10 protein-coding genes, 2 tRNA genes and 3 rRNA genes are annotated in these 15,897 nt (G+C 61.7%); 1 reads left to right on the forward strand and 14 read right to left on the reverse strand.

The annotated features are described in order from the left end of the window. Positions 1 to 20 precede the first annotated feature (20 nt). Positions 21 to 449 (forward strand): potassium channel family protein, encoded by a 429-nt coding sequence (locus N2K95_RS10620; protein WP_260651536.1) that lies wholly within the window; start codon positions 21 to 23, stop codon positions 447 to 449. A 20-nt stretch (positions 450 to 469) separates the two neighbouring features. On the opposite strand, the gene thiL is transcribed toward N2K95_RS10620, so the two are convergent. The 14 genes from thiL to N2K95_RS10690 form a co-directional block, all read right to left on the reverse strand. Then, entirely contained in the window at positions 470 to 1,483 is a 1,014-nt protein-coding gene (gene thiL, locus N2K95_RS10625; protein WP_260651537.1) for a thiamine-phosphate kinase, read from the reverse strand. A gap of 133 nt (positions 1,484 to 1,616) precedes the next feature. After that, positions 1,617 to 1,689: transfer RNA gene (locus N2K95_RS10630), tRNA-Glu, on the reverse strand. Between the two features lie 124 nt (positions 1,690 to 1,813). Further along, positions 1,814 to 1,885: transfer RNA gene (locus tag N2K95_RS10635), tRNA-Gln, on the reverse strand. Positions 1,886 to 1,997: 112 nt separating this feature from the next. Continuing rightward, complete coding sequence (locus N2K95_RS10640) at positions 1,998 to 2,723, reverse strand: HAD family hydrolase (protein WP_260651538.1); 726 nt, start codon at positions 2,721 to 2,723, stop codon at positions 1,998 to 2,000. A gap of 12 nt (positions 2,724 to 2,735) precedes the next feature. Then, entirely contained in the window at positions 2,736 to 4,253 is a 1,518-nt protein-coding gene (gene gltX, locus N2K95_RS10645) for a glutamate--tRNA ligase (RefSeq protein ID WP_260651539.1), read from the reverse strand. Between the two features lie 42 nt (positions 4,254 to 4,295). After that, positions 4,296 to 4,895 (reverse strand): hypothetical protein, encoded by a 600-nt coding sequence (locus N2K95_RS10650; protein ID WP_260651540.1) that lies wholly within the window; start codon positions 4,893 to 4,895, stop codon positions 4,296 to 4,298. Beyond that, positions 4,895 to 5,668 carry a fumarylacetoacetate hydrolase family protein gene (locus N2K95_RS10655; protein ID WP_260651541.1) on the reverse strand — a complete coding sequence of 258 codons (774 nt, stop codon included), beginning with the start codon at positions 5,666 to 5,668 and terminating at the stop codon, positions 4,895 to 4,897. Before N2K95_RS10655 ends, N2K95_RS10650 begins: the two co-directional genes overlap by 1 nt. Positions 5,669 to 5,713: 45 nt before the next feature. Further along, positions 5,714 to 6,469 (reverse strand): DUF1648 domain-containing protein, encoded by a 756-nt coding sequence (locus N2K95_RS10660; RefSeq protein ID WP_260651542.1) that lies wholly within the window; start codon positions 6,467 to 6,469, stop codon positions 5,714 to 5,716. 79 nt (positions 6,470 to 6,548) lie between these two features. Continuing rightward, a 5S ribosomal RNA gene (gene rrf / locus N2K95_RS10665) occupies positions 6,549 to 6,665 on the reverse strand. Between the two features lie 278 nt (positions 6,666 to 6,943). Continuing rightward, positions 6,944 to 10,077, reverse strand: a 23S ribosomal RNA gene (locus N2K95_RS10670). A gap of 532 nt (positions 10,078 to 10,609) precedes the next feature. Continuing rightward, positions 10,610 to 12,137: ribosomal RNA gene (locus tag N2K95_RS10675) — 16S ribosomal RNA — on the reverse strand. The 16S, 23S and 5S rRNA genes sit together here, the layout of an rRNA operon. A gap of 643 nt (positions 12,138 to 12,780) precedes the next feature. Then, a complete protein-coding gene (locus N2K95_RS10680) occupies positions 12,781 to 13,569 on the reverse strand; it encodes an MBL fold metallo-hydrolase (RefSeq protein WP_407080077.1) in 789 nt (262 codons plus the stop codon). A gap of 7 nt (positions 13,570 to 13,576) precedes the next feature. Further along, positions 13,577 to 14,683, reverse strand: coding sequence for a branched-chain amino acid aminotransferase (locus N2K95_RS10685; protein ID WP_260651543.1), 1,107 nt, complete (start codon positions 14,681 to 14,683; stop codon positions 13,577 to 13,579). A gap of 61 nt (positions 14,684 to 14,744) precedes the next feature. Continuing rightward, positions 14,745 to 15,809: a 3-isopropylmalate dehydrogenase gene (locus N2K95_RS10690; protein ID WP_260651544.1), complete on the reverse strand. Its 1,065-nt coding sequence runs from the start codon at positions 15,807 to 15,809 to the stop codon at positions 14,745 to 14,747. Positions 15,810 to 15,897: the final 88 nt, after the last annotated feature.

Here is a 15,897-nt window from a genome sequence, read left to right on the forward strand (position 1 = left end):
CTCCAACGCGGGAGGTTCCCATGAAGCGGATGCGGGTGCTGTGGCACGTTGTCCGGATCTCCGGCGCCGACTACATTTTCACCGGCTTCCTGATTGTCCTCGGTGTTGCCAGCTTCCTGCTGCCGCGGCTCGAACCGGAATTCACCGATTTCGGCGACGGCCTCTGGTACCTGTTTGTTTCCTTCACCACCGTCGGTTTCGGCGACTACGTGGCCACCGGTCCGGCCGGACGGATCATCACCGTGGTGGTGACCCTGTACGGAATCCTTGTGGTGGCCCTCATAACCGGCATCATCGTCGGCTTCTACACCGAGCTCCTTAAGGCCCGGGCCACCAACGCACTGGATGACTTCGTCAAAGAGCTCGAGCATCTGCCGGACCTGTCACGCGAACAGCTGCTGGACCTGGCCGAGCGGATCCGGAACCGGCGCATCTTCCCGGACTCCTGAGCAGCTGCGGCTCTGTACCGCTAACCGGCGAAGTGGTCCCAGCCGATGGTCGACGGAGCCTGCCCGCCGACGGTGACGCCCTCCCCTGCGGCCACGTCGCCGATCCGGACAAATCCCTCGGGCAGGACCGCGTCCGGCGGAAAGGCGGCCAGCAGCCCGTGGTCCTCTCCCCCGCCGAGCACCCAGGCCAGCGGGTCGGCTCCCAGCCGGACTGCTGCCGGAGCCAGCACCTCGGCCCGGGACGCGAGATAGCCGGCGTCGAGGTCTATAGCCACGCCCGAGGCACGGGCGATGCGGCCGGCGTCGCGCACGAGGCCGTCGGAGACGTCCAGCATGGCCGTGGCGCCGGCAATTGCCGCCCGCGGACCCAGATGGACCGGCGGATGGGGACGGTTCTGTGACGCAACGAGCCCAGCGAGAACCTGGTTCTCCTCTTCCCGGACTATTGAGTAGTCCAGGCTGCTCTCCAGCACGGCCAGGCCGGCTGCGGCAGCGCCCAATGCGCCGGTGTGTGCCAGCACGTCTCCGGGGCGGGCTCCGGAGCGCAGGACCGGAGCGCGGCCCTCAAGATCGCCAGTCACGGCTGCGGTGACGACAATCTGGCTGCCCCGGCCCAGGTCTCCGCCCACCACCGAGCAGTGGCCGGCGTTCAACGTTAGGGACTGCACCCCTGCCGCAAGTCCGGTCGCCAGGTCCTCCACCCAGGCCACGTCCGTGCTGCCCGGAAGCGTGAGGCTGACCACCAGCGAGGTAGGAACGGCACCCATGGCGTTGATGTCGGACAGGTTCTGCGCAGCGCATTTCCAGCCCACGTTGTATCCGGTAGTGCGGTACCCCGAGGGCCAGAGCAGGCGGAAGTCTGCGTCCTGGACGAGGGTGTCGATGGAGATCACCATCCGGCCGTCCGGCGCAGCGATAACAGCGGCGTCATCGCCCGGGCCCACGAGTGCCGTAGTGGGTCCGAGCCGAGGGAAGATCCGGGCCAGGAGCGCCTTCTCATCGAGCTGGTCCACGGTCAGGGCTTCTGGCGGCACGGGCTGTTCCTCTGGTTATTGTTCTGCGGCTATCGATCGAAATTAGCACGGCAGGAATCGCAGGAGGTTCGTCGGAACTCCCCCGGGCAAAACAAAACCGGCCCCGGACATAATGTCCGGAGCCGGTGAATTGTGACCCCAGCGGGATTCGAACCCGCGTTACCGCCGTGAGAGGGCAGCGTACTAGGCCGCTATACGATGGGGCCGTGTACAGTGCTCCGAGCTTTACAGCTCAGGCACTTCCTTGCCGGTTTCGAAGAACCGGCCTGTAGAGTATTTCATACTCTTTCAGAGGAGACCAATCGGGGCTAAACCACCAATTGATTACCGCTGGGATACCAGGACTCGAACCTAGAATGTCGGTACCAGAAACCGATGTGTTGCCAATTACACCATATCCCAATGCACTTCTTTGGCTGCTTCTCGAGGAGTTATCCCCGGCCGCAGCCCCTCAGCACGAGATATAACTATACACGGCTTCCGGACCAAGTACAAAACGGGCCCGAAGGCCGCGTCAGACCAGCTCCAGCAGCTCCCCGAGCGAGCCGATGGTGTGCACCCCCGAAGGCGCTGCTGCTCCGTCACCGCGCACCGGAGAAGGATTGTCCGTGCGGTCGAGCCAGACGCCCAGCAGGCCGGCGTCGGCCGCTCCCACTCCGTCCACGGTCAGGTTGTCCCCGACGTAGGCAGTGCGTTCCCGCTCGCTGCCGAGCAGGCGCACTCCTTCATGGAAGATCGCCGGCTCCGGTTTGGCCGCGCCCACGGTGTCGATGCCCACCAGGACCTTGATCCGCTGCAGCCCGGCGGCGTCCAGCTTGGCCCGCTGGTAATCGTGGACATTATTGCTCACGGCGCCGTACGCAATGCCGCGGGCCTCCAGCGCGTCCAGGAGGGGAACGACGTCGTCGAACGCCCGGAAGTAGCGAGGCAGGGCCGCTTCGTAGGCCTCGTTCCAGGCGCGGGCGGCGTCACTGTCCAGCGGCGCCAGCCCGGCCCGTTCGCGGGCGTGCTGCAGGCGCAGCACCCGCTGATCGGCAAAGCCCAGCCGGCCGGACAGATAGGCGTCGTAGTGCCCCTGCGGGTCGGCGGCGAACAGGGAGGTATAGGCCTCCCAGTCCGCCGCCGTGAAATGGGTCAGGTCATCGGCGCCGACCGCCTGCAGCGTGCTGCCCATGGCAGCCTGCAGGTCGATGAGCGTTTCGTCGATGTCGAAGAGCACTGCATCGACGGACCTGCCCATGATGGCAGTTCCCTACGCGGCGGCGCGGAAGGCGCGGATCCGTGCGAGGGAGGATTCCCGGCCGAGGATGACCATGGATTCGAACAGGGGCGGTGAGATCCGGCGTCCGGACACAGCTGTGCGGACCGGGCCGAAGGCCAGCCGCGGCTTGATCCCCATGTCCTCCACCAGGGCCTGGCGCAGCGCAGCCTGGATGTTCTCCGCAGTCCAGTCGGACACGGATTCCAAGGCTGCCAGGGCGGCGTCGAGAACCTCGGCCAGGTTCGCCGGCAGGCCCTTCCGGGCGTCGTCGGCAACGTCGACGGCGTCGTCGGTCTTGAACAGGAAGCCGAGCATGTCCGGAGCCTCACCCAGCAGGGTGATGCGTTCCTGTACCAGCGGCGCGGCTTCGGTCAGGATTTCCTCGTCACGCGGGGTCAGGGTCTCCCCTACCAGGCCGGCCTCCTGCAGGTACGGGACCAGACGGTTGCGGAAGTCTTCAGCCTCGAGCATCCGCACGTGGGTGCCGTTGATGGCCTCGGCCTTCTTCAGGTCGAAGCGGGCGGGGTTGGCCAGCACGTTGTGGATGTCGAAGTTTTCCACCAGCTGGTCGACGGTGAAGATGTCCTCGTCCGCGGACAGGGACCAGCCCAGCAGGGAGAGGTAGTTCAGCAGGCCTTCGGGGATGAAGCCGCGTTCCCGGTGCAGGAAGAGGCTGGATTCCGGATCACGCTTGGACAGCTTCTTGTTGCCGGCACCCATGACGTACGGGAGGTGTCCGAACAGGGGCATGTACTTGGCCACGCCGACGTCGATCAGGGCACGGTAGAGGGCCACCTGGCGCGGGGTGGAGGACAACAGGTCCTCGCCGCGCAGGATGTGGGTGATACCCATGAGGGCATCGTCCACCGGGTTGACCAGCGTGTAGAGCGGTGCGCCGTTGGCCCGGACCACCACGAAGTCGGGAACGGTTCCGGCCTTGAAGGTGATCTCGCCGCGGACCAAGTCTGTGAAGGTGATGTCTTCATCCGGCATCCGGACGCGCAGCACGGGTGAGCGGCCTTCGGCCCGGAAGGCTTCAATCTGTTCCGGGGTCAGGTCGCGGTCATAGTTGTCGTAGCCAAGCTTGACGTCACGGCCGGCGGCACGGTGGCGTGCTTCGACTTCCTCCGGGGTGGAGTAGGACTCGTAAACGTAGCCGGCCTCGCGCAGCTTCGCGATGACGTCCTGGTAGATCTCGCCGCGCTGGGACTGCCGGTACGGTTCGTGCGGGCCGCCCACTTCCACGCCTTCGTCCCACGTGATGCCGAGCCATTTCAGCGCGTCGAGGAGCTGGAGGTAGCTCTCCTCACTGTCGCGTGCGGTGTCGGTGTCTTCAATGCGGAACACCATGGTGCCCTTGGTGTGCTTGGCATAGGCCCAGTTGAAGAGGGCGGTCCGGATGAGGCCAACGTGCGGTGTGCCCGTGGGAGACGGGCAGAAGCGCACGCGTACGGGCGTGTCATCGGTAACGGTGGGAAGGTCAGCTAAGGGAGTGGGAGCGTTTGTCATGATGGTTCCCAGTTTAGACTCTTCCGTCAGGTAGCTGCCTTATTAGGCGTAGGACAGCAGCCAGAGGAAGATTCCGCCGCCCGCAGCCGCTCCGGCCGCGCCGGCGGCCAGGTGTCTCGACGGGTTCCCCTGCCGCACCCTAACGGCGAGGACAGCGGCCAGCACGCCCGCAACGAGGATCCCCGCCGCTGTTCCCGGCAGGCCCGGGAGGAGCAGGGCCGCCGTCGTTCCCAGGATTACGGCGCCCGCGCCCAGGGTGAGGTCCAGCCAGGACCAGGAGGTGAAGGCATTGGCGATGAGGAGCACGACGGCGGCAGCCAGCAGGGCGAAGACCGCGGCCGAGAGCGTCAGCGGTCCCTGCAGCCAGAGGATGATCCGCTGGAACATAAACGCCAGCGCCGCAGCACCCAGCACGGCGGGCGGGAGGGACGACGGCGGCAGGCGGCGCAGGTCGTCACGGCGCTGCAGATAGGAGACCAGGACTGCCGGGAAAACACCCATCAGCAGCGCAGCTCCTACGCCCCACGGAAGGGCGGCGCCGGGTGAAAAGCTGAGGAACGGAGCGGCCAGGAGAATGAGGGACCAGATGAGCGAAGCCCCTGCTGTCTTTCGTCCGGTCTCCCGGACCGCTCCGCGCGGCATCAGCTACGGACGGTATTGGCCAGGCGGCCAATGCCTTCGATGTCGACTTCGAAGCGTTCGCCGTCACTGATGATCCCGACGCCTGCCGGGGTGCCGGTGAGGATGACGTCGCCGGGCAGCAGGGTGAAGGCCTGCGAAACGTAGGAAACCAGTTCCTTGACGCCCCAGATCATGGAGTTGGTGTTGCCGTCCTGAACCAGTTCACCGTTGAGGTAGCCGCGGACCGCGGTGTTTTCGGGATCCAGTTCGGTTTCGATCCACGGGCCCAGCGGGCAGGAGGTGTCAAAGCCCTTGGCCCGCGCCCACTGGTCGTCGGTGCGCTGGGCATCGCGGGCGGTGAGGTCGTTGGCGCAGGTGTAGCCGAAGATGACCTCGTCCACGCGTTCAATCGGGACATCCTTGCAGATGCGGCCGATGACGACGGCGAGTTCGGCTTCATAGGAAACCTCGTCCGAGAAGGACGGCAGCACTACCGGATCGTTGGGCCCGATCACCGAGGTGTTGGGCTTGAGGAACATCAGCGGCGCCGGCGGCACGTCGTTGCCCATTTCGCTGGCATGGTCCGCGTAGTTGCGGCCGATGCCGACCACCTTGCTACGCGGGATGATCGGGGCCAGCAGGCGCACATCTTCAAGCTTGTGCCGCTCCCCCGTCAGCTGGACGCCCGAAAAGAACGGGTCACCCTTAATGACGGCGATTTCTTCGCTGCCTTCTTCTCCTCCGACCACGCCGAAGGCGGGGTCGCTGTCCTGTACAAATCGAGCAATACGCATGGGTACAAGCCTAGTGGAGAAACGGACTCCGCCGGCAGGCGGTACCTAGGGCGCCTGGAAGACCCCGAAAACTGTAGGAACGACAACAAAAACCACGAGGAACACTACGACGGCGGCGCGTCCCCTGCGGTTGCCGACATTCACCGTCAGTCCGGTGCCGGTTCCGCTGCGCTTAGGTACCAGGATGTGGGGATCATTCGGGTCGTTGTAGAGGATGCCGCCGACCCACCGCTTATCCTCTTCCTGTTCCTGTTCCTCGACTGTTGGGGAGACACCGTCCCGCTCAGCCGTCCGCCGCGCCCAGCGGGCGGCAGCCGCATAGGAAAGGATCAAGAAGCCAAGGATCAGGGGAATCACCACGAGGGCCGGACCGCCGCGTACATGGTCCGGGCTCCGCCAGCCGGCAACCGTGAGCGCGCCGATCAGCGCCGCTATCAGGACAGAAGTCCCACCCAGGGCAACAACCGTGCCACGGACCATTCCCTCCCGGCGATACAGCTCCCAGTCCGAAGGATTCTTTTCAGGGGGCACCATGGCGGGTACGACGGCGGCCACCAGGGTCAGGAGTGCACTGGCACCGGCCCCCATCAGCAGAGGGAAGAAGGCGGTCCCGAAGGATTTGGCCTCCCAGACGTCCGGGCGGCCGCCGGCTCCCCAGTGGGTGGGAATGGTTTCCGGCAGGGAATCGTAAATCGTTGTTCCGTAGGCAAAGCAGGACGCCAGAACGAGCACTGCAGCGAAATGGATCAGCCAGAGAATACCGCGCCCGCTGGTGATTTTTGTCTCGACTCTGGAATCCATCCATTTAACCTATCCGCATTTGCCGGTTAAACAGGAAGAGCCCGTACCAACACTGGTACGGGCTCAACCTTCAAATATTGTCCGGCGGTGACCTACTCTCCCACATCCTCCCGGATGCAGTACCATCGGCGCTGTGGGTCTTAGCTTCCGGGTTCGGAATGGGACCGGGCGTTTCCCCCACGCTATGACCGCCGTAACCCTTCCACCCGCACCACACACCCAAAACCAACCGGGCATGCGTGGGGAAAACAATGGTTACAACACGTCCCGGAACCACCCCAACAAAGGGGGGTGCCGGCAGTGCGGTAAATTGTGAACCCTCCCCCCCTGGACAAGGAGGAGTGGTTCATGTTCCTGGGCGAACAACCAACGGGTTGTTGTCCGGGAACCACATAGTGGACGCAAGCAGCATGATCTACAACACCCTTTATACTTTGACGGACCGTTTGAAGTCGTGTCCGTCCAGGTGCTGGTGTGGTGTAAGTTATCGGCCTATTAGTACCGGTCAGCTTCACGGGTCTTTAGTCCCCGCTTCCACATCCGGCCTATCAACCCAGTGGTCTGGCTGGGGGCCTCTCACACACAAGGTGTATGGAAATCTCATCTCGAAGCGGGCTTCCCGCTTAGATGCTTTCAGCGGTTATCCCATCCGAACGTAGCTAATCAGCGGTGCACTTGGCAGTACAACTGACACACCAGAGGTTCGTCCGTCCCGGTCCTCTCGTACTAAGGACAGCCCTTCTCAAATTTCCTGCGCGCGCAGCGGATAGGGACCGAACTGTCTCACGACGTTCTAAACCCAGCTCGCGTACCGCTTTAATGGGCGAACAGCCCAACCCTTGGGACCTACTCCAGCCCCAGGATGCGACGAGCCGACATCGAGGTGCCAAACCATGCCGTCGATATGGACTCTTGGGCAAGATCAGCCTGTTATCCCCGAGGTACCTTTTATCCGTTGAGCGACGGCCATTCCACAATGTACCGCCGGATCACTAGTCCCGACTTTCGTCCCTGCTCGAGATGTCTCTCTCACAGTCAAGCTCCCTTGTGCACTTACACTCGACACCTGATTGCCAACCAGGCTGAGGGAACCTTTGGGCGCCTCCGTTACTCTTTAGGAGGCAACCGCCCCAGTTAAACTACCCATCAGGCACTGTCCCTGACCCGGATTACGGGCCGAAGTTAGATATCCAGTATGACCAGAGTGGTATTTCAACGATGACTCCACCCGAACTGGCGTCCGGGTCTCACAGTCTCCCACCTATCCTACACAAGCCACACCGAACACCAATACCAAACTATAGTAAAGGTCTCGGGGTCTTTCCGTCCTGCTGCGCGTAACGAGCATCTTTACTCGTACTGCAATTTCGCCGAGTTTATGGTTGAGACAGCGGGGAAGTCGTTACTCCATTCGTGCAGGTCGGAACTTACCCGACAAGGAATTTCGCTACCTTAGGATGGTTATAGTTACCACCGCCGTTTACTGGGGCTTAAATTCCCAGCTTCGCCCGTAAGGGCTAACCGGTCCTCTTAACCTTCCAGCACCGGGCAGGAGTCAGTCCGTATACATCGTCTTGCGACTTCGCACGGACCTGTGTTTTTAGTAAACAGTCGCTTCCCCCTGGTCTCTGCGGCCCCGATCCCCTCCGGACAGCAAGTGTCCATCAAGGTTGGGGCCCCCCTTCTCCCGAAGTTACGGGGGCATTTTGCCGAGTTCCTTAACCATAATTCTCTCGATCGCCTTAGTATTCTCTACCTGATCACCTGTGTCGGTTTGGGGTACGGGCGGCTGGAACCTCGCGCCGATGCTTTTCTAGGCAGCATAGGATCACCGGATCCCCCCGTGAGGGGGTCCCGTCGGATCTCAGGTTCGTCATCCAAGACACCGTGACGGATTTACCTATCACGGACCCTACGTCCTTAGACCAGGTCTACCATCGCCTGGCCCGGCTACCTTCCTGCGTCACACCTGTTAATACGCTTACCTCCCAGGATCAGGTCCCGTGCTCGGCCAAAACCCTCACACCACAAGGGTGATCGGGCAGGCTCCGGACGGTTAGTGTCCCCTGCTTGGTATGGGCGGTTCTTCGCCGGTACGGGAATATCAACCCGTTGTCCATCGACTACGCCTGTCGGCCTCGCCTTAGGTCCCGACTTACCCAGGGCAGATTAGCTTGACCCTGGAACCCTTGATCATTCGGCGGACGGGTTTCTCACCCGTCTTTCGCTACTCATGCCTGCATTCTCACTCGTGTAGGCTCCACCACTGGTTTACACCGCAGCTTCACTGCCCACACGACGCTCCCCTACCACTCCAGACGACTGAACCACGAAGGCTTATCTATATCTGAAATCCACAACTTCGGCGGTGTACTTGAGCCCCGCTACATTGTCGGCGCGGAATCACTTGACCAGTGAGCTATTACGCACTCTTTCAAGGGTGGCTGCTTCTAAGCCAACCTCCTGGTTGTCTGGGCAACTCCACATCCTTTCCCACTTAGCACACGCTTAGGGGCCTTAGTTGGTGGTCTGGGCTGTTTCCCTCTCGACTATGAAGCTTATCCCCCACAGTCTCACTGCTGCGCTCTCACTTACCGGCATTCGGAGTTTGGCTGACGTCAGTAACCTTGTAGGGCCCATTAGCCATCCAGTAGCTCTACCTCCGGTAAGAAACACGCAACGCTGCACCTAAATGCATTTCGGGGAGAACCAGCTATCACGGAGTTTGATTGGCCTTTCACCCCTACCCACAGCTCATCCCCTCCATTTTCAACTGAAGTGGGTTCGGTCCTCCACGACGTCTTACCGTCGCTTCAACCTGGCCATGGGTAGATCACTCCGCTTCGGGTCTAGATCACGCCACTGCATCGCCCTATTCAGACTCGCTTTCGCTACGGCTTCCCCTCACGGGTTAACCTCGCGACGTAACACTAACTCGCAGGCTCATTCTTCAAAAGGCACGCTGTCACAGCTACAAGGCTGCTCCAACGGTTTGTAGGCACACGGTTTCAGGTACTATTTCACTCCCCTCCCGGGGTACTTTTCACCTTTCCCTCACGGTACTTGTCCGCTATCGGTCATCAGGGAGTATTTAGGCTTACCAGGTGGTCCTGGCAGATTCGCACGGGATTTCTCGGGCCCCGTGCTACTTGGGATCCTCTCCAAGCGGCAGCATACATTCCGGTTACGGGGCTAACACCCTCTACGGCCCGGCTTTCAAACCGGTTCACCTATGCACCTGCACTCACTTCACCGATCCGGCAGAATCGGTACGGAAAGTCCCGCAACCCCAGTGATGCAACGCCCGCCGGCTATCACACACCACTGGTTTAGCCTCTTCCGCGTTCGCTCGCCACTACTAACGGAATCACTGTTGTTTTCTCTTCCTGTGGGTACTGAGATGTTTCACTTCCCCACGTTCCCTCCACGCACCCTATGTGTTCAGATGCGGGTCACCCGGTCACTCGCGCGCCGGGCGGGGTTTCCCCATTCGGACATCCTGGGATCAAAGTTCGGTTATCAACTCCCCCAGGCTTATCGCAGATTCCTACGTCCTTCTTCGGCTCCTGATGCCAAGGCATCCACCGTGTGCCCTTAAAAACTTGACCACAAAGATCAATTTATTATCGCTATCGAGAAAACCACGGTCTCCCCAGGCACCCTTTGAGGGGGCACCCGGATCCACCAGGTTTTTCTGAAATTGCACTTAATATTTTAAGATGCTCGCGTCCACTATGTAGTTCTCAAACAACAACCCCGTCACACCCATCCCCGCACCGAACAACCCCGTCAAGAGGTGTCACATGTGCGGTTCCGGCCTGCGCAGGAACAAACAGAAACAAACCAGTCAACCCGCAGACCCTCCCCCCTTTGACAAGGAGAGGATCACGGGTGCCTGTTGCTTCAGGACCCAACAGTGTGCCAAACGACGAACCGGCCCAACCAGGACTGCAGCAGGTGTTCCAGGAACCCTCCCAGGGGAGGGAACGTACTGACCCGTGCAGCCGGCATGCCGGCGCCTATCCATTGATATTCCACCCTTGAGCACCCACCGGAGAACATATGTCTCCGATATGGGCATCTCCTGCGAAGCACACATCCAACACTGTGGAAGGACATGGTCTTCGAGGTGCTCCTTAGAAAGGAGGTGATCCAGCCGCACCTTCCGGTACGGCTACCTTGTTACGACTTAGTCCCAATCGCCGGTCCCACCTTCGACGGCTCCCTCCCACAAGGGGTTAGGCCACCGGCTTCGGGTGTTACCAACTTTCGTGACTTGACGGGCGGTGTGTACAAGGCCCGGGAACGTATTCACCGCAGCGTTGCTGATCTGCGATTACTAGCGACTCCAACTTCATGAGGTCGAGTTGCAGACCTCAATCCGAACTGAGACCGGCTTTTTGGGATTAGCTCCACCTCACAGTATCGCAACCCTTTGTACCGGCCATTGTAGCATGCGTGAAGCCCAAGACATAAGGGGCATGATGATTTGACGTCGTCCCCACCTTCCTCCGAGTTGACCCCGGCAGTCTCCTATGAGTCCCCGCCATAACGCGCTGGCAACATAGAACGAGGGTTGCGCTCGTTGCGGGACTTAACCCAACATCTCACGACACGAGCTGACGACAACCATGCACCACCTGTAAACCGGCCACAAGTGGGGGACCTGTTTCCAGGCCTTTCCGGTTCATGTCAAGCCTTGGTAAGGTTCTTCGCGTTGCATCGAATTAATCCGCATGCTCCGCCGCTTGTGCGGGCCCCCGTCAATTCCTTTGAGTTTTAGCCTTGCGGCCGTACTCCCCAGGCGGGGCACTTAATGCGTTAGCTACGGCGCGGAAAACGTGGAATGTCCCCCACACCTAGTGCCCAACGTTTACGGCATGGACTACCAGGGTATCTAATCCTGTTCGCTCCCCATGCTTTCGCTCCTCAGCGTCAGTTAATGCCCAGAGACCTGCCTTCGCCATCGGTGTTCCTCCTGATATCTGCGCATTTCACCGCTACACCAGGAATTCCAGTCTCCCCTACATCACTCTAGTCTGCCCGTACCCACTGCAGACCCGGGGTTGAGCCCCGGGCTTTCACAGCAGACGCGACAAACCGCCTACGAGCTCTTTACGCCCAATAATTCCGGATAACGCTTGCGCCCTACGTATTACCGCGGCTGCTGGCACGTAGTTAGCCGGCGCTTCTTCTGCAGGTACCGTCACTTTCGCTTCTTCCCTGCTGAAAGAGGTTTACAACCCGAAGGCATTCGTCCCTCACGCGGCGTCGCTGCATCAGGCTTCCGCCCATTGTGCAATATTCCCCACTGCTGCCTCCCGTAGGAGTCTGGGCCGTGTCTCAGTCCCAGTGTGGCCGGTCACCCTCTCAGGCCGGCTACCCGTCGTCGCCTTGGTGGGCCATTACCCCAACCAACAAGCTGATAGGCCGCGAGTCCATCCAAAACCGCATAAAGCTTTCCACGGACCGCCATGCGGTGGTCCGTTGTATCCGGTATTAGACCCGGTTTCCCAGGCTTATCCCGAAGTCAGGGGCAGGTTACTCACGTGTTACTCACCCGTTCGCCACTAATCATTCTGTGCAAGCACAGAAGTCATCGTTCGACTTGCATGTGTTAAGCACGCCGCCAGCGTTCATCCTGAGCCAGGATCAAACTCTCCGTAAATGTGTTACAGACACAGACCGGGGACCAAGGAAAATTGGTCGACCGTCCTGCACTAAATTCGAAACCGGCTAAAAAAACCGTCCCAATACCCACGGGGTGGGCGGAAACGGCCTGTTCAACCAATCAATATAAATAAATTGGTATCAATAAACTTGGCACACTATTGAGTTCTCAAACAACAGACGCAATCCGAAAATACTCGGGAAAACAATGTTTTCCTTTTCTTCTTCGCTGCAATGTTTTATATCTTATTCCATTCCGGCGTTATTTGCAATTCGCGGTTTCCCTCGTCGGGACCCCGTGAAAAGCGTTTCCGCCGTTCCGGACCCAGCATCAACCGGAGTCTTTCCCGCCGGCCCTGCGAAGGGCACGCACCGGTTGGACTCTGTTTTTTGTTGGGGTTTGGCCGCCATGCTCGGGCGCTTTTCCAGCGTCCCGGCCGCGGCGACTCATGCAACTTTACACATCGGTTCCGGTCCTTGCAAACCGGATCGAAGTGATCCGCCGCACAGGCTTCGGGCCCCTTTTCCGGTCCCGGCCCGGCGGCCGATATGTCCATTTTAGGACTCCCTCGCGTCCTCGATGCAAGCCCGTCGTCGGTTGTCCTCGTCACAGGTTCTTCGGTACTGCAGGTGGAGAGTCCCTAACCCTCGCCGCGGAGATACGCCAGCTGCGCGCCCACCGACAGCTCGGCGGCGGAACGGACGTTTGCCGGCACATCCGAATAGACCAAATCGGCTATCTCGGCGGACCCGGCGTGCGGTCCAATCTGTGCCAACGCTGCCCGGATCTGTTCCAGCCGTTCTTCACGGTGGTCCCGGTAGGTCAGGACCAGGGAGCTGAGGTCCGGCTGGACCGGGCCGTGGCCGGGAAGGACCGTGGCCGGGCCCAGTTCGGAGAGCCTGTCCAGGGTGTCCAGATAATCGCCGAGGGTTCCGTCCGGGTAATCCAGCACGGTGGTCCCCCGGCCCAGGATGGTGTCCCCCGTGAGAATGGAGCCGTTGGGGCCGTCGTCGGGAAGCCAGAAGCAGACCGAATCCGAGGTGTGGCCCGGTGCTGCCAGCACACGGATGGCCACGCCGGCCGCGGAGATTTCCTCATCGGCCGTCAGGGGCGTCCCCGCCACGCAGTAAGCGGGATCGAACGCCCGCACCGGAGCACCGGTCAGTTCGGCGAACCGCCGGCTGGCCTCCGTATGGTCGGAGTGCCGGTGCGTGATGAGGACCAGCTCCACGGTTCCGGCATCCGCCAGGGCTTTCAGGTGCCCTTCATCCTCGGGCCCCGGGTCCACCACCACCGTGCTTCCGGATCCGGGCGCAGCCACAACGTAGCTGTTGGTCCCGTCCAGCGACATGGGACCCGGGTTCGGCGCGAGCCGTACGCGGGTCAGGTCACTGCTGCGGACCAGTCCGGATTCCGGAAGCATGGGCATGGTCTGCCTAGGCCAGGCGGGTCAGCCAGCCGTGGGTATCCTCCACGGTGCCGGTCTGGATGCCGAGCAGCTGCTCGCGGATGGACATGGTCACTTCGCCGGGCTTGGCGTCGGCCGAACCGATGACCTCGTCCTCTGTCTTCAACTGGCCGATCGGAGTGATGACAGCGGCCGTGCCGCAGGCGAACACCTCGGTAATGTCACCGGAGGCAATGCCGTCGCGCCATTCGTCCAGGGTGATCTTGCGTTCCTGGACATCCATGCCGCGGTCGCGGCCCAGCTGCAGCACCGAGGAGCGGGTGATGCCGTGCAGGATGGTGCCGGACAGTGCGGGGGTGACCAGGCGGCCGTCCTTGAAGACGAAGAAGACATTCATGCCGCCCAGCTCTTCCACGGCGTTGTCGTTGAACTCGTCCAGGAACAGTACCTGCTTGCAGCCGTTCGCTTCGCCTTCCATCTGGGCAATGAGCGACGCCGCGTAGTTGCCGCCGCATTTGGCTTCCCCGGTGCCGCCGCGTCCTGCGCGGGCGTACTTGGTGGAGAGCCAGATGGATACGGGCTTCAGTTCCCCGCCGAAGTAGTTCCCGGCCGGGGACGCAATGACCCGGTAGGAAACCTCGCGGGCGGGACGTACGCCGAGGAAGGGCTCGGTGGCGATCATGAACGGGCGCAGGTACAGCGCAGCGCCTTCGCCGTCCGGGATCCAGTCCTGGTCCAGTGCCACCAGCTGGCGGATGGACTCCATGAAGAGCTCCTCGGGCAGCTCCGGCAGGGCTAGCCGGCGGGCCGAGAGGTTCAGGCGGGCGGCGTTGGCCTCCGGACGGAAACTCACCACCGAGCCGTCTGCATGGCGGTAGACCTTCAGGCCCTCGAAAATCTCCTGGCCGTAATGGAGCACTCCGGCGGCCGGGTCAATGGAGATGGGGCCGTAGGGCTCAATGCGGGCGTTCTGCCACTCCTGCTCCCCGGAATCCCCCGCCTTCCAGTCGATGACGGCGGTGTGGTCGGTGAAGTAGTCGCCGAACCCGGGGTTCGCCAGGATGGCTGCGCGCTCGGCGGCGGGCTTGGGATTGGTGGAAAGCTCCTGGCAAAATTCCAGTGCGCTGACGGTCATGATTCCTCCACTGTGAACGGCAAAAACCCGTTCTATGACTACTTGTTGGCTATGAACGAGCTTATGGCACCGCGGCGGCGATGGCATTGCCGACCTCAGCGGTGGTACGCCGCGTTCCGTCCCTGCCGGCAAGATCCTCAGCTACCGCGGACTCCACCCGGCCGGCTTCTTCGTCAAAGCCCAGGTGCCGGAGCAGAAGCGCCGCCGAAAGGATGGCTGCGGTGGGATCGGCCTTTTGCTGCCCGGCAATATCGGGAGCTGACCCGTGGACCGGCTCGAACATCGAGGGGAAGGTGCGGTCCATGTTGATGTTTCCGGAGGCCGCCAGGCCAATGCCGCCGGTGATCGCCGCGGCAAGATCCGTAATGATGTCTCCGAACAGATTGTCGGTGACAATCACGTCGAAGCGTGACGGATCGCTCACCATAAAGATGGTCGCTGCGTCTACGTGCAGATAGTCATGGGTGATGTCGGGGAACTCCTGCGCCACCTTCTCCACCGTGCGCTTCCAGAGCCGGCCGGCGTTCACCAGGACGTTGTGCTTGTGGACCAGGGTGACGTGGCGGCGCGGCCGGGCAGCGGCCCGGACGAAGGCGTCGCGCACCACCCGTTCCACGCCGTACGCAGTGTTCAGGGATACCTCGGTGGCGATTTCCTGCGGGGTGCCCTCCCGCAGCACTCCTCCGTTCCCGGCATAGGGACCTTCGGTTCCCTCCCGGACCACGATGAAGTCCACGTCGCCGGGTGCAGCAAGCGGGCTGTCGACGCCCGGATAGAGACGTGAGGGCCGCAGGTTGACGTAATGGTCCAGGCTGAAGCGCAGCTTCAGCAGCAGTTCCCGTTCGATCAGCCCGGAAGGGATCTGGGTGTCTCCGGGTGCCGCACCTACGGCACCGAACAGGATGGCGTCGTGCCCCTTGAGTGCTTCCAAGGTTTTTTCCGGAAGGGTCTCCCCGGTTGCCAGCCAGTGCTCCGCCCCCAGCGGATACTCCGTCAGATCAAACTCGACGGGGCTGGAACCCGTAACCGCCAGCAGCACCTTTACGGCTTCGGCGGTGACTTCGGGGCCGATCCCGTCTCCGGGGATGACGGCCAGGGAAATAGTTCGGGGTGTTTCGTCGCTCATGCTGCCCATCCTAGGAAGTCGGTCCAGATACCGGGCAACCTGTCCCGCATCGTGGACATCCGGGATTGTCACCCCGGGAGTTCAACCC

This window comes from Arthrobacter zhaoxinii (genome assembly GCF_025244925.1).
Classification (GTDB): domain Bacteria; phylum Actinomycetota; class Actinomycetes; order Actinomycetales; family Micrococcaceae; genus Arthrobacter_B; species Arthrobacter_B zhaoxinii.